Origin of the sequence: Streptomyces hygroscopicus subsp. hygroscopicus (assembly GCF_001553455.1) — a bacterium.
In the GTDB taxonomy this organism is placed as follows: domain Bacteria; phylum Actinomycetota; class Actinomycetes; order Streptomycetales; family Streptomycetaceae; genus Streptomyces; species Streptomyces hygroscopicus.
In genome coordinates, this window is sequence record NZ_BBOX01000116.1 from 1 (window position 1) to 26,773 (window position 26,773).

The 26,773-nt window shown below is 70.8% G+C and carries 15 protein-coding genes; 11 read left to right on the top strand and 4 right to left on the bottom strand.

Annotated features, from left to right (window positions below):
• A partial coding sequence (locus tag AXW62_RS12915) for a LysR family transcriptional regulator (protein WP_159060866.1) occupies positions 1–223 on the bottom strand: 223 nt, incomplete at its 3' end.
• Between the two features lie 226 nt (positions 224–449).
• Between AXW62_RS12915 and AXW62_RS12920 the strand changes: the two genes are divergently transcribed.
• Positions 450–1,529, top strand: a complete 1,080-nt coding sequence (locus AXW62_RS12920) for a Kelch repeat-containing protein (RefSeq protein WP_079115600.1) — start codon at positions 450–452, stop codon at positions 1,527–1,529.
• Positions 1,530–1,699: 170 nt separating this feature from the next.
• Here AXW62_RS12920 and AXW62_RS12925 read toward each other — a convergent pair whose 3' ends face one another.
• Together AXW62_RS12925 and AXW62_RS12930 are read right to left on the bottom strand one after the other, a co-directional pair.
• Positions 1,700–2,125: a MarR family winged helix-turn-helix transcriptional regulator gene (locus AXW62_RS12925; RefSeq protein WP_060944704.1), complete on the bottom strand. Its 426-nt coding sequence runs from the start codon at positions 2,123–2,125 to the stop codon at positions 1,700–1,702.
• Positions 2,126–2,440: 315 nt separating this feature from the next.
• Positions 2,441–3,388, bottom strand: a complete 948-nt coding sequence (locus AXW62_RS12930) for a methionyl-tRNA formyltransferase (RefSeq protein ID WP_030832349.1) — start codon at positions 3,386–3,388, stop codon at positions 2,441–2,443.
• A gap of 236 nt (positions 3,389–3,624) precedes the next feature.
• Between AXW62_RS12930 and AXW62_RS12935 the strand changes: the two genes are divergently transcribed.
• From AXW62_RS12935 to AXW62_RS12970, 8 genes are all read left to right on the top strand, one after another.
• Positions 3,625–4,980 (top strand): lysine N(6)-hydroxylase/L-ornithine N(5)-oxygenase family protein, encoded by a 1,356-nt coding sequence (locus tag AXW62_RS12935; RefSeq protein ID WP_079115601.1) that lies wholly within the window; start codon positions 3,625–3,627, stop codon positions 4,978–4,980.
• 17 nt (positions 4,981–4,997) lie between these two features.
• A complete protein-coding gene (locus AXW62_RS12940) occupies positions 4,998–6,056 on the top strand; it encodes a FecCD family ABC transporter permease (protein ID WP_060944649.1) in 1,059 nt (352 codons plus the stop codon).
• Positions 6,053–7,114 carry a FecCD family ABC transporter permease gene (locus AXW62_RS12945; protein ID WP_060944650.1) on the top strand — a complete coding sequence of 354 codons (1,062 nt, stop codon included), beginning with the start codon at positions 6,053–6,055 and terminating at the stop codon, positions 7,112–7,114. Before AXW62_RS12940 ends, AXW62_RS12945 begins: the two co-directional genes overlap by 4 nt.
• 42 nt (positions 7,115–7,156) lie before the next feature.
• Positions 7,157–8,032, top strand: a complete 876-nt coding sequence (locus AXW62_RS12950; protein ID WP_060944651.1) for an ABC transporter ATP-binding protein — start codon at positions 7,157–7,159, stop codon at positions 8,030–8,032.
• 76 nt (positions 8,033–8,108) lie between these two features.
• Positions 8,109–9,164: an iron-siderophore ABC transporter substrate-binding protein gene (locus AXW62_RS12955; RefSeq protein ID WP_060944652.1), complete on the top strand. Its 1,056-nt coding sequence runs from the start codon at positions 8,109–8,111 to the stop codon at positions 9,162–9,164.
• On the top strand, positions 9,161–10,954 hold the full coding sequence (locus tag AXW62_RS12960) for an ABC transporter ATP-binding protein (protein ID WP_060944653.1): 1,794 nt from the start codon (positions 9,161–9,163) through the stop codon (positions 10,952–10,954). The genes AXW62_RS12955 and AXW62_RS12960 overlap by 4 nt, the downstream gene beginning before the upstream one ends.
• A gap of 54 nt (positions 10,955–11,008) precedes the next feature.
• On the top strand, positions 11,009–21,967 hold the full coding sequence (locus AXW62_RS12965) for a non-ribosomal peptide synthetase (RefSeq protein WP_060944654.1): 10,959 nt from the start codon (positions 11,009–11,011) through the stop codon (positions 21,965–21,967).
• A complete protein-coding gene (locus tag AXW62_RS12970; protein ID WP_060944655.1) occupies positions 21,954–23,654 on the top strand; it encodes an ABC transporter ATP-binding protein in 1,701 nt (566 codons plus the stop codon). The genes AXW62_RS12965 and AXW62_RS12970 overlap by 14 nt, the downstream gene beginning before the upstream one ends.
• A 9-nt stretch (positions 23,655–23,663) precedes the next feature.
• On the opposite strand, the gene AXW62_RS12975 is transcribed toward AXW62_RS12970, so the two are convergent.
• Positions 23,664–24,821 (bottom strand): alpha/beta hydrolase-fold protein, encoded by a 1,158-nt coding sequence (locus AXW62_RS12975; RefSeq protein WP_060944656.1) that lies wholly within the window; start codon positions 24,819–24,821, stop codon positions 23,664–23,666.
• Positions 24,822–24,915: 94 nt separating this feature from the next.
• On the opposite strand from AXW62_RS12975, the gene AXW62_RS12980 reads away from it, so the two are divergent.
• Both AXW62_RS12980 and AXW62_RS12985 read left to right on the top strand, forming a co-directional pair.
• Positions 24,916–25,128 (top strand): MbtH family protein, encoded by a 213-nt coding sequence (locus tag AXW62_RS12980; protein WP_060944657.1) that lies wholly within the window; start codon positions 24,916–24,918, stop codon positions 25,126–25,128.
• A 63-nt stretch (positions 25,129–25,191) separates the two neighbouring features.
• On the top strand, positions 25,192–26,757 hold the full coding sequence (locus AXW62_RS12985; protein WP_060944658.1) for an amidohydrolase: 1,566 nt from the start codon (positions 25,192–25,194) through the stop codon (positions 26,755–26,757).
• The last annotated feature ends 16 nt before the right edge of the window (positions 26,758–26,773 follow it).

Sequence of the window (26,773 nt, forward strand, 5' to 3'; positions counted from 1 at the left end):
CCTCTAGCAGTTCCGATCGCCCACGATCCCGGCCCAGTGCCCCGGCCGGTGTCAGCGTCACCCCCGCAGCCGTCCTGTCGAACAACGGCGCTCCCAGGTCCGCTTCAAGCTTCCTGATCGCACGGCTGAGTGGCGGCTGACGCATGTGGAGCCGCGTCGCAGCCCGGCCGATATGCAATTCCTCCGTGACGGCGAGGAAGCAGCGCGGGAGGCGCGGGTCCATTGCCGCACGATACCTGGTGGGTATCAGGACGGCCCAAGAGGTATTGGACGGTCAATGTCACAGGACGATGAAATCGAGGCACCGCGCGCTGGCTGCTCGTCGGCATGTGGCCTGGGCGGCAAGCCTGCTGTCTCAGTGGTCGGGGGAACCGGTGGCGGCCGAGCAGGCAACGCAGCACGGCGGACGTTGCATTCGGCGCTTCCGCGTAGAAAAAAGGTAGATGACTATGGAATTCGACAGGCAACGGCGCACCCTCGTGAAAGCCTTGGTGTCCGGCGGGGTAGCGGTGGCGGGCGCCTCCGCCTTGTCCCAGTCGGCTTCAGCGGTGACCCCGTTGCTCTTGACACGGCAGACCGCCCACGCACTGTGGCGCGCGCGGAGTCCTCTACCGGTCAAGCGTGCCGAGGTCGGGGTGGCCGCAGTCAGGGGGCGGCTGTACGTCGTGGGCGGCACAGTGCAGCAGGGTGATGAAGCTCCCGCATGGGCCTCGACGGCAGTACACAGCTATGACCCCCGCCAGGACCGGTGGTCGAGCCATGCCCCTCTGCCCAGGCCGCTCACCCACGTCGGCGTGGCTGCGCTGGGAGAACGGCTGTACGCCTTTGGGGGGTTCACCGGGGCCGTTCACATGCACCCGCAGCCGGATGCCTACGTCTACGACCCGCACAGCGACGTCTGGGACCGCCTCCCGGACATGCCGGTGGCACTCGGATCGATCGGAGTGGCGGCCGTCGGCGGGAAGCTGCATCTGCTCGGAGGTCGCGACTCCCACCGTATTGTCACCCCGGAAGGATCGCCTTTCTCTCTCGGTTTCGGCACCGTACGCACCCATCACATCTTCGACCCCCGGCACAACACCTACGTCACGGCCGAGCCCCTGCCGACTGAGAGCAGGGACCATGCTGGGGTGGCAGTTCTGCGTGACCGTATCCACATCGTCGGCGGGCGGGTAGAGGACGTCGGAGACAACCTCAACCGCCATGACGTGTACGACGTCCGCAGCCGGCGCTGGACCCAGGCCGCACCGCTGCCGGCCGCCCGGTCCGCTGGCGCGGCGGTTGTCCTGGACGGACGTATCGTCTACGCGGGTGGCGAATGCAGGCCAGGCAGCAGCACCGACACGTTTGACGATGTCACCGTGTACGACCCCCGTACTGAGCGATGGATCGCTGCCCAAGCCCTACCGGGCAGTCGTCACGGATTCGGCGCGGCACAGTTGAACGGTCGCGCCTACTTTGTTGGCGGTTCACCGAGCTGCGGAGGAGGAGCAAGTGCCGACATACTGGAACTGATCGTCCCCTTTTGACAGCGCAGCGGCCCGTACCTGTACCTGGGGACTACCGGGAGCAAGCAGCGGGCGGCAGTGACCTATCGGCGCGGCTTCGGCTTGGTCTGACCTGCGAGGTTGGTTGATTTTCGGATCAGACCTGCTGTAACCGCTGCCCTGCGCAAGCAAGGGATGCGGCAGGTGTGAGGTCAGACCCGCACCTCCTGGACGACGCTGGACGCTGCCGAGTCCATGTGCGTGTACACGCGCCGCAGCAGGGAGCCGAGTTGGTCGCGCTCCGCCTCGCTCAGCGGGGCCAGGAGATCATCATCCGCCGAGGCGACGTCGGCGTTGAGGGAGTCCAGGGCCGACCACCCCTCCGGGGTGAGCTGCACGTGGACATGGCGGCGGTCACCGGGCCGGCGGACACACTCGGCATGACCGGCCTTGATCAGGTCGTTGACGATCCTGCCCAGGTCGCTCGCGTTCATGTCCAACCTGGACGCGAGGGTGCCCTTGGGCTGTGGGCCCAGGTCGGCCATCATGGCCATGGCGGTCAGATGCCACAGTCGCAGTCCTCTGGCCGTCAGTTTCTCCGACAGCCTCCGGCGTGCGGCCTTTCCCATGGTGTACATGAGGTACGCGTTGAGGTTGAGTACACCGGCGGGCGCTGTGTCCGGATGTCGTGGACCGACGGCCTTGCCCTGGCCGTTACCCCCCGGCCGCGTGAGCCTGCTGCTCTCCTCACGCGCACGTGCCGCATGCGTGCAGGCTGGGGCGAATGTGCGGCCGGACAGGCCCGGAGCCTTTTCGGTGGCCACCGATCGTTTCACGGCTGTCCTCCTCTCACTCTCCGTCTGTGTGAACACCGGGTCGGGGCGCGCTGCCGCGCCCGGTCCGACCCGCTGAGGGCAGGCCCTCCCACGGGGCCCGTGGCAAGGATCGGCGCGTCACGGGTGGCTGGTCAGATAGCCTCCCATGGAGGTGAAGTACTCCGTCGCGGCCAGCTCCCGGCCGTCCTCGGTCCGTACGCGGGTGATGGCCAGACCGTGATTGCGGCCGGTGCGGGCGTCGGCCCCGGCGACGATGGCCACGCCGTCGCCCTCCCGGTAGAAGATGCGGCCGGGAGTGCCGCCGTACCGGCCCTGGGACACGACCGCGGCCAGAATGTCGAGACGCTTGCCCTTGTGGAAGGTGTAGGCGCTGGGATACGGCTCGGACTGGGCGCGGACCAGGCGTTCGAGGTCCTCCGCCGGCCAGGTCCAGTCGATGCGGCTGTCCTCGATGGACCGTTTGTGGAAGAAGGTCGCCTGGGACCGGTCCTGCTTGGTGAACTCCGTCTGGCCGGCGGCGATGAGGCCGAGCGCGCCGATGGTGACCGGGGCGATGAGGTCGACGGTCTTGTGGAAGAGGTCGGTAGCGGTGTCCGTCGGTCCGACCGGAACCGCCTCCTGCCGGACGATGTCGCCGGCGTCGAGTTCCTCGTTCATCATGTGCGCGGTGACGCCCACTTCGGGCTCGCCGTTGATCAGGGCCCAGATCAGCGGGGAGAAGCCGGCGTACTTCGGCAGCAACGCGTCGTGGATGTTCAACGTGCCGTGGCGCGGCAGGCCGAAGATGCGCGGAGGGATCCACGTCCGCCAGTTGTTCGCCACGATGATGTCCGGGTCGACCTCCTTGAGGCGCTCGAACAGCTCGTCGTCGTCAGGGCGGTTGCGGAGCAGTACCGGGACGCCGTGCTCCTCGGCGAGCTCGGCGACGGAGTCACTCCAGATCTTCTCGTACGCGTGCTCGCTCTTGGGGTGCGTCACGACCAGTACCACGTCGTGTTCGGAGTCCAGGAGGGCTTGCAGGGTGCGGTGCCCCCAGGTCTGGTAGCCGAACATGACGACCCGCATGGGGTTCCTCCTTGAGGCAGGGGATGACCGAGCAGCAAGTAAAGCAAGGCTTACCTTAGTCCGCAACGGGCCGATCTGGTCTGTCGGTTGGTGCGTGTGGCCGCTTGAGCGACACTATCGACAGGCTCGCGGGTTTAGCTTAGGCTCACCTAAGTTGCTGGCATGCCGCTCCGTCGGCGTGGCCAACGCGACTTCCCCATGCCTGACAGGCGATTGCCCCGCACGATGGGAGTGACATGTCACAGGTTCTTCCTGGTGACGCATTACTGGTCCACGACCTCATTGGCATCGGCTTCGGGCCGTCCAATGTGGCCATGGCGATCGCACTCAGCGAGCACAACGCACGCGTCGGAGGGCGAGAGGCGATCACCGCTCAATTCTTCGAGCAGCAGCCACGCTTCGGCTGGCACCGGGGCATGCTGATCGACGACGCCACCATGCAGGTGTCCTTCCTCAAGGATCTGGTGACGCTCCGGAACCCCGCCAGTGAGTTCAGCTTCCTCTGCTATCTGAAGAGCAAGGGGCGGTTGATCGACTTCATCAACCACAAGAACCTCTTCCCGCTGCGGGTGGAGTTCCACGACTACTTCGAGTGGGCCGCGGCCAAGGTCGAGGACATGGTCTCCTACGGTCACGAGGTCGTCGGCATCGTGCCTGTCGTCCGCGACGGAGCCGTGGAGTACGTGGACGTGACGGTCCGGTCGGGGGAGGGGCTCGCCGTCCACCGGGCGCGCAACCTCGTCATCGGTACCGGACTGCGTCCCCTCATGCCCGAGGGCGTGGAACGCGGCCACCGCGTCTGGCACACCTCTGAACTGCTGGCGAAGGCCGGCCAGCTGGAGGGCACCTCGCCCTCCCGGTTCATCGTCGTGGGCGCCGGGCAGAGCGCCGCCGAGAACGTCGCCTACTTGCACCGCCGCTTCCCCGGGGCCGAGGTCTGCGCGGTCTTCTCCCGCTACGGCTACAGCCCCGCCGACGACAGCGGTTTCGCCAACCGGATCTTCGACCCCGGGGCGGTCGACGAGTACTTCGCCGCGCCCGAGAACGTCAAGCGCCGGCTGATGGACTACCACGGCAACACCAACTACTCCGTGGTGGACATCGACCTGATCGACGACCTCTACCGGCAGATGTACCAGGAGAAGGTCCTCGGCGTCGAGCGGCTGCGCTTCCTCAACGTGTCCCGGCTCGCCGACGTCAAGGAGACGCCGACGCAGGTCCGTGCGACAGTGAAGTCCCTCGTCACCGGCGAGGAGACGCTTCTGGACGCGGACGCCGTGGTGTTCGCCACCGGCTACAGCCCCGCCGACCCCCTGGGTCTCCTCGGCGAAGTCGCCGACCGCTGTCTCAGGGACGAGCAGGGCCGCATCCGTGTCGAGCGTGACTACCGCGTCGCGACGGACCCCGGGCTGCGCTGCGGCATCTATCTGCAAGGCGGCACGGAGCACACCCACGGCATCACCTCGTCCCTGCTGTCCAACACCGCGATCAGGGTCGGCGAGATCCTGGACTCGCTCATCGACAGGGGCGTCTCCTCCGCGTCCGAGGAGGCCCGGTCGGCTGCCGACGGCGTCGGCAGCACCGCCCGGTAGGGATGACGTACTGAGACATGGGCACGACTGCGATTGAGCGCCCCTTGGCCAGGGGCACAACGAAGGCCCGACGGCGGCGGGTTGTGGGTATGGGCACGCTCGTGGCGCTCCTCGTGATCGCGGGGGCGGTGTCGCTGGCCGTCGGTGCGCGCGCCTTGAGTCCCGGCGAGGTGTGGCACGGGTTGTTCGCGGCGCCGGACTCCGATCAGCGGCTCACCGAGATCAGGCTCATCGTGCGGACCGTGCGGGTGCCCCGGACGGTGCTCGCGATCGTGGCGGGCATCGCCCTGGGGGTGGGCGGGGCGTTGATCCAGGGGTACACGCGGAATCCGATCGCCGACACGGGCCTGCTGGGGGTGAACGCCGGCGCCTCGTTCGCCGTGGTGTCGGTGATCGCCCTGTTCGGGTTCACCGACCCGTTCCAGTACGTCTGGTTCGCCTTCCTGGGGGCGGCGGTCGCCGGTGCGGTGGTGTTCGGGCTGTCGAGCATCGGCCGGGGGGCCGGCAACCCGTTGACGCTCGCGCTGGCCGGACAGGGGATCACGGTGTTCCTGGCGGCGATGACCACGGCGGTCGCGCTGTCGGACCAGGCGTCGCTGAACGCGCTGCGGTTCTGGAACGCGGGCTCCGTGGCCGGTGCCGGATTCGACGTCATCCGGCCGGTGACCCTGTTCATCGCCGTCGGGCTGGTACTGGCGCTGACCACGCTGCCCGCCCTCAACCTGCTCAGCCTGGGTGACGACGTGGCGCGGGGGCTGGGCGTGAACATCGCGCTGAGCCGGACCGTCGGCATCGTCGCCATCACCCTGCTGGCGGGCGCGGCCACGGCGGCGTGCGGCCCCATCGCGTTCCTCGGGCTCATGGTGGCCCATGTGGCCCGGTATCTGACCGGGCCGGACTACCGCTGGCTGGTGCCGTACGCGGGTCTGCTCGGGGCCGTCGTCCTCCTGGTCTGCGACATCGTGGGGCGCCTGGTCGTGCGGCCGGGTGAGCTGGACGCGGGAGTCGTCGTGGCTCTCCTGGGCGCTCCGTTCTTCGCGGCCCTGGTGTGGCTCGGAAAGTTCAAGAACACATGAGCGGGACGGATGTGAAGCGATCGGTGGCACCGGGCGTGCGGCTCGGCCAGGTGTCGTTCGTGTGGCGGCCCTGGCTGGTGAGCGTCACGCTGCTGTTGGCCGCGGCCACCTTCCTGGTGTTCTGCCTGTCCATCGGCGTCGGGGACTTCCCCATCGGCCTGTCCAGGGTGATCGCCACCATCCTCGGCGGGGGCGAGCGGGTCGACGAGTTCGTGATCATGGACTTGCGGATGCCGCGTGCCCTGGCCGGGCTCATCGTGGGGGTCGCGCTGGGGGTGTCCGGGGCGCTGACGCAGTCCATCGCCCGCAATCCGCTGGCCAGCCCGGACATTCTGGGGATCACCGGGGGCGCCGGCGCGGTCGCGGTGTTCCTGGTGACGGTGTCGGGCGGGACCGCCGCGGCGGTCGTCAGCGCCGTGGGCCTGTCCGCGGCGGCGCTCGCGGGCGGTCTCGGAACCGGGCTGCTGGTGTACTTCCTGGCGTGGCGGCGCGGTATCGACGGCTTCCGGCTCATCCTCATCGGCATCTCGGTGAGCGCCGTGATGGAGGCGATCACCACCTGGCTGCTGGCCACGGCCGACATCAAGGACGTGGCCCGGGCCCAGGCGTGGCTGGTCGGCTCGCTGGAGGGCCGCTCGTGGGGCGACGTCCGGGTGGCGCTGTGGTGCACGCTGGTCCTCCTGGTCGTCGTGTCCTGTGTCGCGTTCCAGTTCAAGCCGATGCACTTGGGCGACGAGGTCGCCGCCGGCCTGGGCGTCCGGTACTCGATGGTGCGGGCGGTCCTGCTGTTGTGCGCGGTCCTGCTGGCCGCTGTGGCGGTGAGCGCCGCGGGCCCGGTCCCGTTCGTCGCGCTGGTGGCGCCGCAGGCGGCGATGCGTCTGGCGAGGTGCCCGACGCCGCCGATGGCGGCCTCCGGCTTGGTGGGAGCGTTGCTGCTGACCGGTGCGGACCTGGTCGCGCGCACGGCGCTGCCGGTCACTCTCCCGGTCGGCGTGGTCACCGCCGCGATCGGCGGCCCCTTCCTCGTCTATCTGCTGGTGCGGGCGAACCTCAGATAGCTGCCAACAACGTCAGGCACAACCTCGATCACAGGGGGACTTGTGAGCGCCGAGCGCATCACCGACATCGAGTCCGCGGCCCAGGGCCACGCGCGGCTCGCGGCCAGAGGCATCACGGTCGGGTACGGCGGCCGGGCCGTCATCGACAACCTGGACGTGACGATCCCGTCCGGCCTGATCACCACGATCATCGGTCCCAACGGCTGTGGCAAGTCCACCCTGTTGCGCACCCTGACCCGGCTGCTCAAACCGGCCAAGGGGGCCGTCGTGCTGGACGGCGAGGACATCGCGGGGCTCAGGACCAGGGACGTGGCGAAGAAGCTGGGCCTGCTGCCGCAGGCGCCGGTCGCGCCGGAGGGGCTGACGGTGGCCGACCTGGTCGCGAAGGGGCGTCATCCGCACCAGAGCTGGCTGCGGCAGTGGTCGTCGGACGACGCCGGTGTCGTGGAGCGCGCGCTGGCCATGACCGGAGTGTCGGATCTGGCCGGCCGCCCGGTCGACTCGCTGTCCGGCGGGCAGCGCCAGCGGGTCTGGATCTCGATGGCCCTGGCCCAGGGCACCGATCTGCTGCTCCTCGACGAGCCGACCACCTACCTGGACCTGGCGCATGCGATCGACGTGCTCGACCTGGTGGACGACCTGCACGAGGCGGGCCGCACCGTGGTCATGGTGCTGCACGACCTCAATCTGGCCACGCGGTACAGCGACAACCTCATCGTGATGCGGGCGGGTTCGATCCTGGCACAGGGGCACCCGCGTGACGTGATCACCGCCGAGCTGCTGGACGAGGCATTCGGGCTGCGTGCCACGGTCATTGACGACCCGGTGGGCGACCGGCCGCTCATCGTGCCGATCGGCCGTACCCATGCCCGGCTCGGCCAGGTTCCGGGCAGGAAGTTACAAGTAAGGCTAGGCTAGCCTTACTTCGACGGGATAAGGTTTGGCTGCCCTTGGTCAGGGGTGCAACGGGCGGCGCGATAGCAAGGGATTCCGGATGCTTCTCCATCGAACGACGCGTATGACGCCATGGCGGCGGTTAGCGGCGGCGCTGTCCGCGGCGGCCCTCGGTGCCGGCCTTCTCGCCGGATGTGGTTCCGACTCGGCGGACGAAGCGGGTGACGACGCCCCGGCTGCCGCCTCCGGCGCGTTCCCGGTCACCGTGGAGCACGCGTTCGGAACCACGAAGATCACCAAGGCTCCCCGGCGGGTCGTCTCCGTCGGTTACACGGACGACCAGGCCATGCTGGCGCTCGGTGTCAGACCGGTCGGCATGGTCGACCAGTACCCGAACCCGGCGGGCAGGAAGCCGGACGTCAACACCCAGTGGCCGTGGGTGAAGGACAAGTGGGGCGACACCCGGCCCGAGGTCGTCATGGAGAACGGCGACTCCGGCCCCAACTACGAGAAGATCGCCGCCCTGCGGCCGGACCTGATCGTCGCGGTCTACTCAGAGATCGACAAGGCCGCCTACGACAAGCTCTCCCGGATCGCACCGACCGTCGGCCGCACCAAGGGCGAGAAGGAGCCGTTCAGCGCCTCCTGGCAGGACAACGCCGTGCAGATCGCCAAGGCTCTGGGCAAGGAGGACGAGGGCACCAAGCTGGTGCAGGGCATCCAGGACAAGCTCGACGCGGCCAAGAAGGCACATCCGGAGTTCGCGAACCAGACCGCCGTCGTGGTGTCCTGGTACAAGAACTCGGTGGCGCCGTTCACCTCCACCGATGTGCGCGGACGGCTGGTGACGGGCATCGGCTTCACCTACCAGACCAAGATCGACAAGGTCGCGGGCGGGAAGTTCTTCACCGTCCTTTCCCCCGAGCGCGTCGACCTGGTCGACGTCGACCGCGTCTTCGTCGTCAACGACAAGGCGGACCAGCGGGCGCTGAGGAAATTCCAGCTGTTCGGCAACCTGGACGCCGTGCGGAAGGACAAGGTGTCGTATCTGCTGGACAGCGAGGGCCCGGCCGTCGGCGCGGCCATCTCCCAGAGCACCCTGCTGTCCCTGCCGTACGCGATCGACGAACTCGTCACGTCGGTCGGCCGGGGGTGAGCACCACCGACGCGCGTGTCACCCCGGCCCCGGCAACCCTGCGCACGGCGAGCGGGCGGGTGGCCACCCGATGGGTCACGGCGCACTGCCGCGAGGTGCCCTGGCTGACGGCCGCCACCGTGCTCACCACGGTGGCCGGGGCGGCGCTCCAGGTGCTCCCGGTGCTGCTGCTCGGCAGGGTGGTCGACGGGGTGGTCGAGGGCGAACCGCGCTCGGCCCTGGTCACGATCGGGGTGCTGATGGGGGCCGCCGCGCTGCTCGGCGCCGCGGCCACCGCGGTGTCGACCTATCTCATCGGGCGGCTCGGTGCGGATCTGCTCGCGGAGCTTCGGGAAGGCGCCGTCCGTGCGGTGCTGGGGATGCCGAGCACGCGGATCGAGCAGGTCGGCCGGGGAGACGTGCTGTCCAGGGTCGGCGACGATGTGGCCGTGCTGTCCAAGGGCATCCGCACCGCCGTCCCCACCGTGTTCTCGGCGGGAGTGCTGGTCCTCATCGCGACGGCCGGCATGTTCGGACTGGACTGGCGGCTCGGCCTGGCGGGCGCCGGCGCGCTGCCCGCGTACGCGCTGGCCCTGCGCTGGTACCTCCCCCGGTCCGCCCCGCTCTACCAGAAGCAGCGGGCGGCCCAGGCCGACCGCGCACAGGCGTTGATCAGCGGCCTGAACGGGATCGACACGGTCCGGGCGTACCGTCTCGAGGGTGCCTTCCGCGAGCGGGTCACCCGCGAGTCGTGGCGAGTGCGCGATTTCGGTATCGAGGTGTTCCGGTTCTTCGGCCGGTTCGTCGGCAGGGAGAACCGCGCCGAGTTCATCGGGCTGGTCCTCATCATCGTGGTGGGCTACGCCCTGCTGGAGGCCGATGCCGCCAGCCTGGGCGAGGTCTCATCGGCCCCGCTGATGTTCCACCGGCTGTTCACCCCGCTGGGCTCCATCATGTTCACCTTCGACGAGGCACAGAAGTCGGGCGCGAGCCTGACCCGGCTGGTCGGGGTGGTCGGGGAGGCCGCGGAGGGCCGGCTGGTGGGCGACGCGGCCGTCGCACCGGTGGCCGCCGGGCCGTACCCGGTGACGGTGGAGGGGCTGACGTTTCGCTACCCCGACGCCGAGGAGCCGGTCCTCCGGGACGTCAGCCTGACGATCCCGGCGGGCGGCTCGCTCGCGCTGGTGGGGGCGACGGGCGCGGGCAAGACGACGCTCGCCGCGCTGATCGCGGGCATCGGAACCCCGCAGGCCGGGTCGGTGCGCATCGGGCCGACCGACCTCGCCGGTCTGGACGAGGCCGGGGCGCGGGCCATGGTGAGCATCCTGACGCAGGACACGCATGTGTTCTCCGGTCCGCTCGCCGACGACCTGCGGCTGGCCGCGCCGGAGGCGACCGACGCCGAGCTGATGGACGCGTTGCGTACGGTCGGCGCCGACGGGTGGGTCGACGCGCTGCCCGACGGGCTGCACACCATGGTCGGCGAGGGCGGAGAGCGGCTGGACGTCACCAAGGTCGCCCAGATCGCCCTGGCCCGGCTGGTGCTGACCCGGTCGCCGGTGGTGGTGCTCGACGAGTCGACCGCGGAGGCCGGCAGCGAGGGCGCCGCCGAGCTGGAGCGGGCCGTGCTGGCCGCGTGCTCGGGCCGGACCACGTTGTTCGTGGCGCACCGGCTGACCCAGGCGATGGCGGCGGACCGGATCGCCGTGCTGGATACCGGACGCGTGGTGGAGCAGGGAACCCACGAGGAGCTGGTGGCCCTGGGCGGCCGGTACGCGCGACTGTGGCGGGCCTGGCGAGAAGGCAGTTAGCCGGCCCTGATTCAGATGAGCTTTTCATGACGCGGAAGGGATGCTGAGTCCTCGATGGTGGAACCGGGCGCTCGTCGCGTACTGCTTTCTCCCACACATTTCGCCGGCGTACGCCGGCGGATCGGTGACTTCTCCGACCGGACCATCGCCGAAGCGTGCGCCATCGGGCTGTCGTACTGGGCGACGGGCCGGAGCCCCGACGGCATCGACCTCACCTCCGGCACGCTCTTCGCCGACGTCCTCGGATGGGCCGACAACGGCGGTACGGCACCTGACGGCTGGGAGATCGGCGCGGACGGGCGGAGCATCGTCCTGCCGGGAGGCGTCGGGCCGGCCGGTGCGCAGCTCGCGCTGGACGACCTGGCCGATTTCCCGGACCGGCCCCTCGGCACCATCGGCCCGGACAGTGAGGCGGCGAGGCTCGAGGCCCTGGCCGGGTGGAACGACACCGAGGCCGACCGGGTCCGCCCGACCATCGTGGAGATGTTCCATGAGCAGGCGCGGATCAGGCCGGACGCCCTCGCCATCGTCGACGAGCACCGGTCGCTGACCTACCGTGAGGCGGCCGGGCTGGCCGGCCAGCTGGCCCACCACCTCATCGCACGCGGACTGGGCCCCGAACAGGTCGTCGGCATCTCACTGCGCCGCTCGGCCGACATGGTGATCGGGCTGCTCGCCGTACTCCAGGCGGGGTGCGCGTTCGTGCCGCTCGATCCGAAGTGGCCGGCCGCGCGCCGGGCCGTCGTCATCGAGGACGCCCAGGTCGTGCTGCAGCTCAACGACTCGGGCGAACACGACCCGGCCGAACCGGACGCCGTGGCCGTCGACCTCGGCGACTGGCGCTTCGGTTCCCACCCCACCGAGGACACCGGGGTCACCGTCCCCGGCGACGCCCTGGCATACGTGATCTTCACCTCCGGTTCGACCGGGCGGCCCAAGGGCGCGATGATCCGGCACGCGGCGATCAGCGAACGCCTGCTGTGGCAGACGAACGAGATCCTGGGCTTCGGCCACGACGACGCGTCGCTGTTCAAGGCGCCGTTGTCCTTCGACATCTCCATCAATGAGATCTTCCTGCCGCTGGTGTCCGGCGCCCGGCTGGTGGTCCTGCGGCCCGACGGCGAACGCGATCCGCACCACCTGCTGAGCGTGATCGCCGAACAGCGCGTCACCTTCACCTACCTGGTGTCGTCCATGATGGACGTGCTGCTGGAGATCGCGGGCGACTCCGGGAGGCTGGACAGCCTGCGGCACGTGTGGTGCGGCGGGGAGGTGCTGACCCCGGAGCTGTACGAGAGGTTCCGCACCAGGCTCGACATCCCCCTGTACCACGGCTACGGCCCGGCCGAGACGACGATCGGTGTCTCGCACGTCATCTACCGGGGGGCGGCGGAACGGCTGTCGACGTCGATCGGCAGGGCCAACCCCAACACCCAGCTGTACGTGCTGGACGATGAACTGCGCCCGGTCCCGGTCGGGGTCGGCGGCGAACTCTACGTGGGCGGGTTCCTGCTGGGACGCGGATACGTGGGCGCGCCCGGCCTGACGGCGTCCCGGTTCGTGGCGAACCCCTTCGCCGCGGACGGGTCCCGGCTGTACCGGACCGGTGACCTCGCGCGGTACACCCCCGACGGCTCGCTGGACTTCCTCGGCCGGGCCGACAACCAGATCAAGATCCGCGGTATGCGGCTGGAGATCGAGGACGTCGAGGCCGGTCTCGCGGAGCACCCCGGAGTACGGCACACCTGCGTCGTCGCGAAGAAGAACGCGACCGGCGGCACCTACCTGGTGGGATACGTGATCCCGGCCGCCGGAAGCGAGGAGCTGCGGGCGGACGAGGTCAAGGCGTGGGCCGCCGAACACCTGGTGGAGTACATGGTGCCCACCCATATCGTCGTGATGACGGAGTTCCCGCTCACCGCGAACGGCAAGCTCGACCGGGGCGCGTTGCCGGAGCCCGCGGTCCCGGCGGGCTCGCTCACACCACCCACCACGGAGAGCGAGCACGCGGTGTGCGCGGCCGTCGCGGCGGTGCTGCGGCTCGACGAGGTCGGTGTCGACCAGGACTTCTTCCAACTCGGCGGAGACAGCATCCTGGCGATCTCCCTGCTGAGCGCACTGCGCCACGCGGGGCTCCACGTCACGGCACGGCAGATCTTCACCCACAGCCGTGTGGGGGCACTGGCAGCGGTGGCGAGCCGCGAAGACGTCTCCACCGTGGACCACCGCGATGTCGCCACCGGTTCCGTCGTGGGATCGCCCATCGTGCGGTGGCTCGGCGACACCACGGACGCGATTCGCGGCTTCGTCCAGTCGGTCGTGCTGAACACCCCGGCGGACCTGACCGCCGACGCGCTCGACGCGATCCTCACCGCCCTGATCCAGCGGCACGACATGCTGCGCGCCAAGCTGGTGCGCGGCGAGCGCTGGAGCTTCGACATCCCGGAGGCGGACCAGGCCACCCTGGGATGGCAGGAGAGCGACCGGCCGCTCGACGAGTGTGTGGCGCTCGCCACCGAAGGGCTGGACCCGGAGGGCGGCGTGATGCTGCGTGCGGTCTGGCGCCGCGCGGCGCGGCAGCTGGTCCTGACCGCCCATCACGTGGTGATCGACGGAGTGTCCTGGCGGATCCTGATGGACGACCTGGCCACCGCATGGCGGCAGCTCGCCTCGGGTGCGCCGATCGAGTTGCCCCCGGTGGGCACGTCGTTCAGGCGCTGGACGCAGTTGCTGGAGCGCGCGGCGTTCGACGCGGACGGTTCCTTCTACCGGCGTCCCCTGCCGGGAGAGGACCAGCCGCTGGGCCGGCGCGCGCTCTCCACGGCCGACACCGTGGCGACGGAGCGGCTCCGGGCCGTCTCGGTCGGCCCCGAGGTCACGGCCGCGCTGCTGGGTGAGATCCCCGCGAAGTTCCACGCGGGTGTCAACGACGTACTGCTGACCGGACTCGCCGTCGCCCTGGCCCGGTGGCGCCGCGACCTGGGGCAGGAGCAGACCTTCGCCCACATCGAACTGGAGGGCCACGGCCGCGAAGGACAGTTCGTGGCGGGCTCGGCCGGCTTCGAGCCCGCGCTGTCGCGGACCGTGGGCTGGTTCACCACCCTGTTCCCGGTGACCGTGGATCCCGGCGCGGCGGCCGATTTCACCGCCCCCGAGTATCTGACCGCCGCGCTCAAGGCGGTCAAGGAGGACCTCGCCCGCGTGCCGGACAACGGCGTCTCGTACGGCGCCCTGCGGTACTTGGCCCACGTCGCATTCGACACGCCCGCACCACAGGTGCTCTTCAACTACCTCGGCCGCTTCGCGGCGGGAGCCACCGGCGACTGGCAACTGGCGGGTACCACGGCCCAGTTGGGTGAAAAGCGCGACCCGAGGATGCGGCTGCCGCGCCCCCTGGAGTTCAACGCGATCGCCGAACCCGCCGCCACCGGCGAGTACGAGCTGGTCACCACGATCTCCTGGCCCGACGGCATGTTCACCGACGAGGACATCGCGACCCTCGGCGGGTACTTCCGGACGGCCCTGAGCGGGCTGGCCTCGCTCGACCGGGGCGGCCACTCTCCCAGTGACTTCCCACTCGTGCCCCTCACGCAGGCCGACGTCGATGCCCTGGACGGCCCGGCCCTGCGCGACATCCTGCCGCTGACCCCGTTGCAGGAGGGCCTGTACTTCCACTCCGTCTTCGACGGCGACTCGGCCGGCGCCTACGTCGAACAGCAGCTGCTGACACTGGACGGCGCGGTGGACGCCGACCGGCTCGCGGCGGCGGCCACCCGGGTGCTCACGCTCTACCCGAACCTGGCAGCGCGGTTCGTGGCCCTCGCCGACGGCCGTGTGGTCTCCCTCCTGGAGAGCGGTGTGGAAGCGCCCTTCAGCACGGTGGACCGCCCCGGCGCCACCGACGACGAGATCCGCGACCTGGCCGAGCGGGACCGACGAGCCGGATTCGACCTGGCCAACGGTCCGCTGATGCGGTACACGCTCATCCGCAAAGGCCCCGGCCGCAACGTCCTGGTGCAGACCGTGCACCACATCATCGCCGACGGCTGGTCGGTGCCGCCCATGCTCCGGGCGCTGCTCGCCGAGTACCACGCGCCGGGGACCGTGCACCCGGTCGCCGGCTTCTCCGCATACGTGCGCCGGCTCGCAGGACGTGACGACGACGAGAGCGACCGCGTATGGCGCGAAGAGCTCGCCGGGCTGCCCGGCCCTTCGCTGGTCGCCGAGGGCCACAGCCCGTCCGACCAGTTCGCCGACACCGCCGTGGAGCCGGAGGACGACATCGACGCGGCCGTCCGGGCGGCCGGCGTGCCGCTGAGCGTGGCCGTGCACAGCGCTTGGGCGGTGACCCTGGGCTCCATCCTGCACGGCAGGGACGTGGTGTTCGGTTCCACGGTGTCCGGGCGTGATGCCGAGGTGCCCGGCATCGAGGACATGGTGGGCCTGTTCATCAACACCATCCCCGTGCGGGCCCGCTGGACCCGTACCACCACGGCGCGTGATCTGCTCGCCTCCGTGCGGGAACACCAGAGCGCGGTGCTGCCGCACCAGCATGTCTCGCTGGCCAGGATCGGCCGCCAGGCCGGCCTGGGCACCCTGTTCGACACCCTGGTGGTGTTCGACGTGGCGACCGATGTGGACGCCCTGCGGCGGCCCGGCGACAAGCTGGTCATCACCGACATCGTCAACGAGGGCGCCCCGCACTACCCGTTGACGCTGGTGGTGGAGCGCGCACCGGACGGCCGTCCGCGCTTCAACCTGATCTACGACGGCGAACTGCTGCGGGAGTCGGGCGCCCGGGCGATCCTGCGCACCTTCGCCCACACGTTCTCCCGCCTGCTCACCCGGCCGGACGTCCCCGTGGACGACCTGACGCCGGAGAGCGACCGGCGCCCCGGGCGGATCACCCCGACGACCCTGGGAGCACTGTTCGACGCCGCCGCGCACCGCGACCCGGCCGCCACCGCCGTGACCCAGTGCGCCCTCGACGGCGGTACCCGATCCCTGACCTACCGTGAACTGGCCGACGCCAAGGACCAGTTGGCCCGCGCCCTGCGTGCCGCGGGTGTCCGGCCCGGCAAGCGGGTCGCCATCGCCCTCCCACGCTCCGTCGAGCAGGTGGCCGCCTCGGTCGCGGTCGTCACCGCGGGTGGCGCGTACGTACCGCTGGACCTGGCGTACCCGGACGGACGGCTGGAGTACATCCTCGCCGACGCCGCTCCGCAGGTCGTTCTCGTGGACCGTGAGCAGCGGGACCGCTTCACGCGGCTGCTGGCCCGGGCGGGCGTGCCGGCCCGTGTGCTCGTACCGGGAGACGAGCTGCCGCGGGCCGATACGGATGCCGGGCCGGAGGTGAGGTGGCACGACCCCGCGTACGTCATCTACACATCCGGATCGACCGGCAGGCCCAAGGGTGTCGTCGTCCCGCACTCCAGCGTGGTGACGCTGCTCGCGAACACCCGGCCGGACATGGACTTCGGACCGCACGACGTATGGGTCCAGTTCCACTCCTTCTCCTTCGACTTCGCGGTCTGGGAGATGTGGGGCGCGCTGGCCAACGGCGGTGAGCTGCTGGTGCCGGAGTACGGGCTGACCCGCTCGCCGGTCGACTTCCACCGGCTGGTCCGCGAGCGCGGAGTGACCGTGCTCAACCAGACCCCGTCGGCGTTCTACCAGTTCATCGAGGCCGACCGGCAGACGGGCGAGCCGTTGCCCGCGCTGCGCCGGATCATCTTCGGCGGCGAGGCGCTGGACCTCGGGCGGCTGCGCGGCTGGATCGAGCGGCACGGCACCGGATCGCCCGAACTGGTCAACATGTACGGCATCACCGAGACCACCGTCCATGTCACCCACCGGGTACTGACCGACGAGGACTTCGGCGCCGGTGACGACGTGAGCCCGATCGGCGGCCCGATCCCCGGCCTGGTCTGCTATCTGCTCGACGACCGGCTCCGGCCGGTGCCGCCGGGCCGCGTGGGCGCCATCTACGTCGCCGGCGACCAGGTGTCGCTCGGCTACCTGGGCAGGCCGGGGCTCACCGCGGGCCGCTTCGTGGCGAACCCGTTCCTGGGCGACGGCTCCCGCATGTACCACACGGGCGACCTCGCCGTCCGCACCCTCGACGGTGAGCTGGAATTCGCCGGGCGAACCGACGACCAGGTCCAACTCAAGGGATTCCGGATCGAGTTGGCCGAAGTGGAAAGCGCGGTCAGGGAGCTCGACGGTGTGGTCGACGCGGCCGTCACCGTGGCGGACAGCGGCGACCACCTGGTCGCGCACATCGTGGGCCGGGTGCCGCACGACGTCACCGAGCTGTTGTCCACGAAGCTGCCCGCGCACATGGTGCCGAGGCGGGTTCTGCCGGTCGAGGCATTGCCGTTGACCGTCAACGGCAAGCTCGACCGGAGAGCGTTGACACAGAGCGCCGCGACAACGCCTGCTCCGTCCGACCGTGCGTCGTGGCCGGGCGCGCGGTTCCCCGCGCCCCCGCGGGGCGCACCCGCGGCCGAAGACGCCGCGCTCGACGCGCTGGTCCGTATCTTCGCCGAGACGCTGCCAGGCGCCGCTGCCGACGCCGACACCGACTTCTTCCGCGCCGGAGGCGACAGCATCGTCGCCATCACCGTGATCAACCGGGCCAGGGCGCTCGGCCTGGCGATCGTGCCACGGGACGTGTTCCTGCTCAGGACACCGCGTGCGCTGGCCGAGCACCTGGGAACGCGCACACCGCCCGCCGCCCCGGAGCCCGCGCCCGCCCGCCGCGCGGACGGCCCGCTGACGCCGACCCCGATCATCCTGCGCCAGCGGGAACTGGGCGGCTCGCTCGCCCGGTTCGCCCAGGCCAGAACGCTGGTGGCCCCGGAGGGCACCGGATTCACCGACGTCGAGCGCGCCGCGAACGCCGTCGTGGCCGCGCACCCGGCCCTCCGGCTGCGGCTGCGCGTCGAGCATGGAGTGTGGGCCCTGCGCACCGGGCCCGCCCGCGAGATGACGGTCCTGCGGGCGAACACGGCCGACGCGACGGCCGTGGCGAACGAGGCCGCCGGACGGCTCGATCCCGAGTCCGGGGACGTGGTCGCGTTCTCGTGGCTGGAGGCGAGCCGGACCCTGGTGGTCACCGCGCATCACCTCGCCGTCGACTCGGTGTCCTGGCTGGTCCTGCTGGACGACCTGGTCACCGCCCTGCGCGGGGAGCCCGTGCCGCCGCCGACCACGTCGTACGCCGAGTACGCCGAGGCGCTGGCCCTCCGGGCCACCCATGCCATCGACGACCTCGGACACTGGGTCACCACCCTCCAGGCGCCCCGACTGCTGTCGGCGGCCGGGGCGTTGCGCGAAACCACCGTCGTGCTCGCCCCCGACGTGAGCGACCGGGTGACGCGTACCGCGCCCGCCGCACTCGGCGTCGGCCTCACCGAGCTGCTGTGCGGCGCGCTGCGCACCGCGCTGACCCGCGTCCAGCCATCGCCCACCGACCTCGCGATCGAGCTGGAGCGGCACGGCCGGGTCCCGGCACTGGAACACCACGACTACACCCGCACGGTCGGCTGGTTCACCGCCATCGCGCCCGTACGGCTCAGTGCGCACACCGACCCCGTCGCGGCGGCGCAGGAGGTGGCCGAGCGCCAGCCGGACGAGCGCGGACACATCGCGTACGGGCAGCTCAGATACCTCAACCCGCAGACGGCCCCGCTGCTCACCGCACGCCCCCAGGTGCTGTTCAACTACCTCGGCCGGGGCGACGAGTCCCAGGCGCCGCGCCTCATCGGCGGCGATCAGGGCAGCCCGTACGCCGTCGAGGTCAACGCCTGGACCGACGCCGCCACCGGAAGCCTGCACGCGGACTTCACCCTCGCCGAGGGCATCCCGGACGAGATCACCGAACACTGGCGGCGCGCACTGGAACACATCGCGGACGCCTCCGCGACGGCCGAGCGCACGGCACCGGTCACCCCGCTCCAGCGGGGCCTGTTCTTCCAGGCACAGATGGCGGGCCCGGCCGGACACTATGTCGCGCAGAGCTGGTTCACCTTCGACCGGCGCCTGGACACCGACGCGCTGGCGGAGGCGATGGCGCACGTGATCGCGCGGCACCCGGCCGTGGGCGCCGGATTCACCACCGACGACGACGGAAACCCGGTCCAGGTCCTGGGCGCGGGCCGACGGGTCGATGTCCGCACGGTCGCGCTCTCCACGGACGCGGAAGCCGAAGTCCTGCGCACCCGGGACCGCGACACTGGATTCGACCCGGGTGAGCCGCCGCTGATCCGGATGACCGTGGTGCGGCTGCCCGGCGACCGCGACGGGCTGCTGCTCAGCTACCACCTGCTGCTGTGGGACGGCTGGTCCCGCGAGATCGTGCTGCGGGACCTGTTCGACGCCTACCAGGCCGCTCTCGAGGGCGCTTTGCCCGCCCCGGCCCCGGCCACGCCGAGCTTCGAGGACCACGCCCGGGCACTGGACGCCAGGGACTCCGCCGTATCGGAGCGCTTCTGGGCGGAGCACCTGGCCGGTCTCCCCGGCCCGACGCTGCTCGCCGGACCGGCTCCCGCCCTCTCGGACGACCTGCCGCACGCGCTGGTGCACACGCTGTCCGCCGAACAGTCGGAGTCGCTCAGGGCGGCGGCCAAAGCGCACGGCGTCACCCTGAACACGGTGCTGACCGGCGCGTTCGGCCTCCTGCTGGGCGCCCGCACGGGCCGCGGCGACGCCGTGTTCGGCATCACCGTCTCCGGCCGGGAGGGCGAGGGCCTGGACGGCATCGTCGGGGTGCTGCTCAACACCGTGCCCATGTGGACGCGGGCCCGGCCGGACGCCACGGTCGGCGCGTATCTGTCGGCCGTCCAGGCGGCCAGGGTCGCGGCGATGGACCACGAGCACCTGGGACTCGGGGAGATCCAGCGAGCCAGTGGCCACGACACCCTGTTCGACAACCTGTTCGTGCTGCAGAACTTCCTGGACATGGACGCGTTCGCCGAGATGAACGCCCGGCACGGCATCACCTCGGTGTCGGCCGATGACTCCACCCACTACCCGTTCACCTGGGTCGTCACGCCCGGCGACCGGCTCACGGTCAAGCTGGAGTACCGCGATCAGGACACCGGCAACGCCCGCCGTCTCCTCGACGACTACCTGCGTGTGCTCGAAGACCTGGCCCGGTCGACCGGGCCGGTCGGCGCGCTGCGGGGGCTGGGACCGGAGCCTGCGCCGAGCGCGCGTACGGACATCGGCACGGACACCGTGGTCGACCGGTTCGACCGGGCGGCGGACCGCGCCCCGCGGCGGGTGGCGCTGGTCGCCCACGGCGCGGCCATGACCTTCGCCGAGCTGCGGGACCGCAGCCGCGCGGTGGCCGGTGTGCTCGCCGGGCGCGGCATCGGCCCCGAGACGACCGTGGGCCTCGCGATCCCGCGCTCCCTCGACTCGATCGTGGCGCTGTTCGCGGTGCTGCGGGTCGGCGCCGCGTATGTTCCGCTGGAGCTGGACCACCCGGACGAGCGGATCGCCGCGATCGTCGCGGACGCCCGCCCGGACGTCATCCTCACCGTGAGCGCGGTGTCGCCCCGGCTCACCGGTGACCTGATCGAACTGGACCGGCCCCTGCCCGAGGGGAAGCCGTACGTGACGTTCGCGCCGGACGACCCGGACCGGCTGCGGCACCCCGCGTACACGATCTACACCTCCGGTTCGACCGGGAAGCCCAAGGGTGTGGTGACCGAGTACGCCGGGCTCACCAACATGCTGATCAACCACCAGCGCCGGATCTTCGAACCGGTGCTGGCCGAGCACGGCCACCGGGTCTTCCGGATCGCGCACACCGTGTCGTTCGCCTTCGACATGTCGTGGGAGGAGCTGCTGTGGCTCGCCGACGGCCACGAGGTGCACATCTGCGACGAGGAGCTGCGCCGTGACGCGCCCCGGCTGGTCGAGTACTGCCTCGAGCACGGCATCGACGTCATCAACGTGACCCCGACCTACGCCCAGCAACTGGTGGCCGAGGGCCTGCTCGACCACCCCGGACGGCGGCCGGCGCTGGTGCTGCTGGGCGGCGAGGCCGTCCCCCCGGCACTGTGGCAGCGGCTCGCCGAGACCGACGGGACGGTCGGCTACAACCTCTACGGGCCCACCGAGTACACCATCAACACCCTCGGCGTCGGCACCTTCGAATGCCAGGACCCGGTGGTGGGTGTGGCCATCGACAACACCGATGTCTACGTACTGGATCCATGGCTGCGGCCGCTGCCGGACGGAGTGCCCGGCGAGCTGTACGTGTCGGGCATCGGCATCGCACGCGGCTATCTCGGGCAGCCCGCCCAGACCGCGCACCGCTTCGTGGCGTGCCCGTTCGGCGAGCCCGGCGAGCGCATGTACCGCACCGGGGACCTGGTGGTCCGCCGGCCCGATGGCCACCTGATGTACCTGGGCCGCACCGACCAGCAGGTCAAGATCCGGGGACACCGGGTCGAACCGGGCGAGGTCGAGGCCGCGTTCGCGGCACACCCCGCGGTCCGGTTCGTCGCCGCGGTCGCCCAGCCCGATCCGCAGGTCGACGGCGCGTACCGGCTGGCCGCTTATCTGGTGCTGGAGGGCGCGGAGCTGGCGACGGTGGCCACCGAAGTGGGCGCCGGGCTGCCGGACTTCCTGCGCCCGACGCACTACGCCCAGGTCGACAGCATCCCGCTGACGGTGAACGGGAAGGCTGACACCAAGGCGTTGCCGGAGGCCAAGCCGCTGGGCGCGCTGACCACAGCGGAGGAGCGGGGGCCCGCGACCGCGACCGAGACCGTGGTGTGCGCGTTCTTCGCCGAGGCACTGGACCTGGACGACGACGAGGTGAGCGCGGTGAGCGACTTCGTGTCCCTGGGAGGGCACTCCATGCTGGCGGTGCGGCTGATCGGGCTGCTCCGCCGCGAGTACGGTCCAGTGATCACCATCCGAGACCTGTTCACCCTGCGCACCCCGGAAGCGATGGCCCGCCACCTCGATGCCCGAATCCTCGATGACCACTCCTGACCCGCGGCGGCCCCGACCGGGGTGCGCCATCCTCCGTACCGCACTGCGCCGCAACACAGGTGCCATGGCCTGGGGCACCGTCCTCATGGGCCTGTACCAGGCGGGTGAGACGGCCTTCCCCATCGCGCTCGGCCTGATCGTCGAGCACACCATGCGCCACCGGAGCCTCGGCGCACTGGGCCTGTCGATCGCCGCACTGGCGGTGATCATCACGACGGTGTCGCTGTCGTGGCGGTTCGGGATGCGCATCCTCCAGAAGGCCAACACGACCGAGGCACACCGCTGGCGGGTGAAGGTCGCGGCCTGTGGCCTTCAGCCGGTGGCCAGGGACATGGACCTCAAGTCCGGCGAGGTGCTGACCATCGCCACCGAGGACGCCGACCAGACCGCCGACATCATCGAGGTGGTGCCGCTGCTGATCAGCTCGCTGGTCGCGGTGCTGGTCGCGGCGGTCGCCCTCGGCATGGCCGACGTGCGGCTCGGCCTGCTGGTGATCGTGGGAACCGTCGCGATCCTGTCGGCCCTGAGCGTGCTGTCCAAGCGGATCGGCTCCAGCACCCGCGAACAGCAGGCCCGGGTGGCACGGGCGGGTGCGAAGGTCGCCGACCTGATCACCGGGCTGCGCCCGCTGCACGGCTTCGGCGGCAACCACGCGGCGTTCCGGTCCTACCGTGCGGTCAGCACGGAGGCGAAGCACCAGGCGATCACGGTCGCCAAGGTCAACGGCGTGTACGCGGGCAGCGCGCTGGCGCTCAACGCGGTCCTCGCCGCCGCCGTGACCCTGACGGCGGGCTCGCTGGCGTGGAGCGGCCGGATCACCATCGGCCAGCTCGTCATGGCGGTGGGGCTGGCGCAGTTCATCATGGAACCGCTCAAGCTGTTCTCGGAGATGCCGAAGTACGTGATGATGGCGCGCGCCTCGGCCGAACGGATGGCGCTGGTGCTGGCCGCGCCGCCGGTGACGGTTTCGGGGGCGGAGCACCCGGCCGCGGGCGGAGACCTCGACCTTGACTGCGTCCGGTACGGCTCCCTGCACAAGCTGACGTTCCAGGTGAGCGCCGGTGAGTTCGTGGCGATCGCCCCCTACCAGCCGCGTGCGGCGGCCGACCTGGCGTCGATCCTGGCCATGACCGTCCCGCCCGACACCTACGAGGGAGCGGTGCGGGTTGGCGGGCAGGAGCTCAGGGACCTGTCGGTCGAGGCGGTCCGCGCGTACATGCTGGTGAACCCGTACGACGGGGAGATCTTCGCGGGCACCCTCCGTACGAACATCGACCCGTTGGGCACCAGCCGGAAGGTCCCCGAGGCCATCGAAGCGTCCATGCTGACCGACGTGGTCGCCCTCCACCGCGAAGGACTCGACTACGGTGTCCGCGACCGCGGTGCGAACCTCTCCGGGGGCCAGCGCCAGCGGCTCTCCCTGGCCCGCGCCCTCGCCGCCGACACCGATGTCCTCGTCCTGCACGACCCGACGACGGCCGTCGACGCGGTCACCGAGCAGCTCATCGCGCGCAACGTCGCGAAGCTGCGCCGGGGCCGGACCACCGTCGTGATCACCAGCAGCCCGGCCCTCCTGGACGCCGCCGACCGTGTCCTCGTACTGGACGACGGCGTCATCACCGCCGAGGACACCCATCGCAGCCTCCTCGCCACGAACGAGGACTACTGCGCGGCGGTGGCCCGGTGAGCCGACCGGCTAGGGTCCTTCTGACGGAGATCCGTCAGAAGGACCCTGACGGAATGCCTGCTCATCGAGTGCCCAGGCGACATCCCTGAGCAGGGCGTGCCGCCAGCCCGCCCGGTCATGGCCCGACGCCGACCGTGAGACCCGTACGGTCGCGCCGGTTCGTGCCGCCAGGGTCTCGATCAGCTCGCAGTGGGGGAGCATCCGGGTCTCGTGTTCCCCCACGTCGAACGCGACCCGCAGACCGGACAGGTCGGGACGCTCCCGCAGGCGCGCGGCGACGGTGCCGCCGACCGGGCCGCCCAAGGGGTCCGGCAGGTCCAGGGCGTCGGGTGTCCACCAGAAGGACCCCGACTGGCACGCGACGCGGGACACCAGGTCCGGGAACTCCAGTGCCGCGTACATCGCGCTCAGGCCGCCCATGCTCTGCCCGGCGACCACCAGCCGGTCCACATCGGCGGGTACGCCGGATTCCGCCACCAGTGGCAGCAGTTCGTCCCGGATCGCCTCCCACAGGTCCGGTCCGCACCCGAACTCGGTTTCCCTGTCCCTGCTCGGCAGGAAGACGAGCGTGACGGCGGGCATCGCGCCACTGGCGACGGCCGACTCGAACGCGGTCATGGCCGGGTGCAGATACAGCCAGTCGTCCCCGTCGAGCAGCAGGACCACGGGGCCGCCACCGCCCGCCGGGTGGACCCGCACGGTGCGCCGCCCGCCGAGCCGTTCACTGCTCCAGCGGATCCGGGTGCGGGGGAGTGGCAGTACGGCGTCGGAGCCGGCGCCGATGACGGGCCAGTGCGGCTGGACCGGGGCGTCCGGGGTCGCGGCGATGGACCGGTCACCGCCCGCACCGACCGGGTTGAACGGGTCGGCGTGCGCCGCGTCGCCCACGAGGAACTGATAGGTCACCCGCAACCGCGCGGGCATGCGCACCTCGGCGTACCAGCAGTCCGTATCACCCCACCGGCGCAGGGGCACCGGCTCCGACCAGCTCTCGAAGCCGATGCTCGCCTCGGACCCGCGCCACAGGAACAAGGTCAGCCAACCGCCGCCGTCGGCGGGCACCGACCGGGGTGTCCTCGCCGCCGCCCAGAACCCGTCGGTGCCGGGTGCGCCGGGCAACCCGAACCCGGCGAAGGCGTTCTCCCCATCGACCGCGCCCAGGCGCATGAACGTCTCCTTGTGAGAGGGAAAGGGACAGAGCTAAACTCCAGTCGATTAGGCGAGCCTAACCTAAGTCAGAGCTTCGTAGGAGGCGCTGGACATGAGCACAAACCCTTTCGATGACACCGAAGGCCGTTTCCTGGTCCTGGTGAACGACGAGGGCCAGCACTCGCTGTGGCCCGCCTTCGCCGAGGTGCCCGGGGGATGGACGATCGTCTTCGACGAGAACACCCGTGAGGCGTGCCTGGAGTACATCGAGGCCCACTGGACCGACCTGCGCCCCCGATCCCTGGCGGAGACCATGGAGAACTGACTCGGCCGTCACCGGCCCCCGCGTCGTCGCAAGCCGCCCAGGCACCGAGGAGAGCCCCGGCAGATGCTCTGCACCAGACTGACGAACGCCCGCTTCCTCACCATGGACCCGGACCACCCCGTCGCACACGACCTGGGCATCTGGCGGGGCCGGATCGTGGGCCTGGACGAGGCCGTGACCTCCCTGCCCGCCCGCGAGGTGATCGACCTGCAGGGCGCCACCGTGCTGCCCGGGTTCATCGATCCCCATGTGCACCTGGCCTGGACCGGGTTCAAGCAGAAGACCCCGAGCATCGCGGGGCGCACTCGGATCGACGACGTGCTCGCCACCGTGGAGGAGGCCGTCACCCGGAACGGCTCGCCCGGAGCCTGGGTGAGCATCGCCGGCTATGACCAGCGAGCCCTGGGACGCCACCTGACCGCCGCCGAACTGGACAAGGTCAGCCACGGGCGCAAGCTGTTGGTGATGCACGATTCCGGGCACGGCTGCCTCGTCAACTCCGCCGTCCTCGACCTGCTCCCCGCCGACATCCCGCATGACAGCGGCTTCCTCGCCGAGGGTGCCATGGGCGCCGCCCGCGCTCTGCGCCTCCCGTACTCCCAGCGGGAGTTGGCGGAGGCGATCGCCCGCGCCGCCCGCACGTGCCTGGCCGAGGGCGTCACCGCCTGCGCCGAGGCGGGCATCGGCGGCGCCCTCTTCGGCCACAGCCCGGTCGAGCTGGGCGCCTACCAACTCGCCTACGAATCCGGCCTGTTGCCGCTGCGCGTACAGGTCATGGTGTCCGCCGACCGGTTGCACCCGGTCGCCGCACACGAAGCCGACGGCATTCCCCGAGCCCTCGACCTCGGACTGCGCACCGGGTTCGGCGACGACCGGCTCTCCGTGGGCGCGCTGAAGATCTACACAGACGGCGGCATGATGGCCCGGACCGCCGCGCTCAGCAGCCCGTACGAGGGGCTGGATCACATGGGTGAGCTACAGGACGACCCGGAGGTGCTCGCGGACACGATCGTGGACGGCCACCTGGCCGGGTGGCAGCTCGCGGTCCACGCGATCGGCGACCGCGCTGCTGACGTGGCCCTGGACGCCCTGGAACGGGCCCAGCGGCTCCGGCCACGCCCCGGCGCCCGGCACCGCATCGAGCACGCCGGCCTGATCCGCCCCGACCAGCTTCCGCGCTTCGCGCGACTGGGCATCAGCGCGGTCGTCCAGCCCAACTTCCTGCGCTGCTTCGGCGACGACTACGCGGCGATCATGGGCGGGGAACGGGCCCCGTGGCTCTACCGCGGCAAGGCGTTCCTGGACCACGGCATCCCCCTCGTCGGCAGCTCCGACCGTCCCGTCACGGACGGATCCCCGCTGAGGGCCATCCAGTTCATGGTCGAGCGCACCTCCGAGTCCGGTCGGGTGATCGGCCCGGACGAGGGGATCACCCTCGACGAGGCCCTGCGGGCCTATACGGTCGCCGGCGCGTTCGCCTGCCGCTGGGAGGACAGCCTGGGCAGCCTCACCCCGGGCAAGCGCGCCGACCTGGTCGTGCTCGGCGACGACCCCCGGCGTGTCGATACATCACGTATCGGGGACATCGAGGTGGTGGCGACCTACGTCGACGGCCGAGAGACCGGGTAGCCGACGTCTGGAGCAG

What these genes read in the sequence shown, in the direction of transcription:
- AXW62_RS12945 (WP_060944650.1), top strand. Translation starts at nt 6,053, where the DNA reads ATGAGCGGGACGGATGTGAAGCGATCGGTGGCACCGGGCGTGCGGCTC.
- AXW62_RS12955 (WP_060944652.1), top strand. Translation starts at nt 8,109, where the DNA reads ATGCTTCTCCATCGAACGACGCGTATGACGCCATGGCGGCGGTTAGCG.
- AXW62_RS12920 (WP_079115600.1), top strand. Translation starts at nt 450, where the DNA reads ATGGAATTCGACAGGCAACGGCGCACCCTCGTGAAAGCCTTGGTGTCC.
- AXW62_RS12930 (WP_030832349.1), bottom strand. Translation starts at nt 3,388, where the DNA reads ATGCGGGTCGTCATGTTCGGCTACCAGACCTGGGGGCACCGCACCCTG.
- AXW62_RS12940 (WP_060944649.1), top strand. Translation starts at nt 4,998, where the DNA reads ATGGGCACGACTGCGATTGAGCGCCCCTTGGCCAGGGGCACAACGAAG.
- AXW62_RS12980 (WP_060944657.1), top strand. Translation starts at nt 24,916, where the DNA reads ATGAGCACAAACCCTTTCGATGACACCGAAGGCCGTTTCCTGGTCCTG.
- AXW62_RS12970 (WP_060944655.1), top strand. Translation starts at nt 21,954, where the DNA reads ATGACCACTCCTGACCCGCGGCGGCCCCGACCGGGGTGCGCCATCCTC.
- AXW62_RS12925 (WP_060944704.1), bottom strand. Translation starts at nt 2,125, where the DNA reads ATGTACACCATGGGAAAGGCCGCACGCCGGAGGCTGTCGGAGAAACTG.
- AXW62_RS12985 (WP_060944658.1), top strand. Translation starts at nt 25,192, where the DNA reads ATGCTCTGCACCAGACTGACGAACGCCCGCTTCCTCACCATGGACCCG.
- AXW62_RS12935 (WP_079115601.1), top strand. Translation starts at nt 3,625, where the DNA reads ATGTCACAGGTTCTTCCTGGTGACGCATTACTGGTCCACGACCTCATT.
- AXW62_RS12975 (WP_060944656.1), bottom strand. Translation starts at nt 24,821, where the DNA reads ATGCGCCTGGGCGCGGTCGATGGGGAGAACGCCTTCGCCGGGTTCGGG.
- AXW62_RS12965 (WP_060944654.1), top strand. Translation starts at nt 11,009, where the DNA reads ATGGTGGAACCGGGCGCTCGTCGCGTACTGCTTTCTCCCACACATTTC.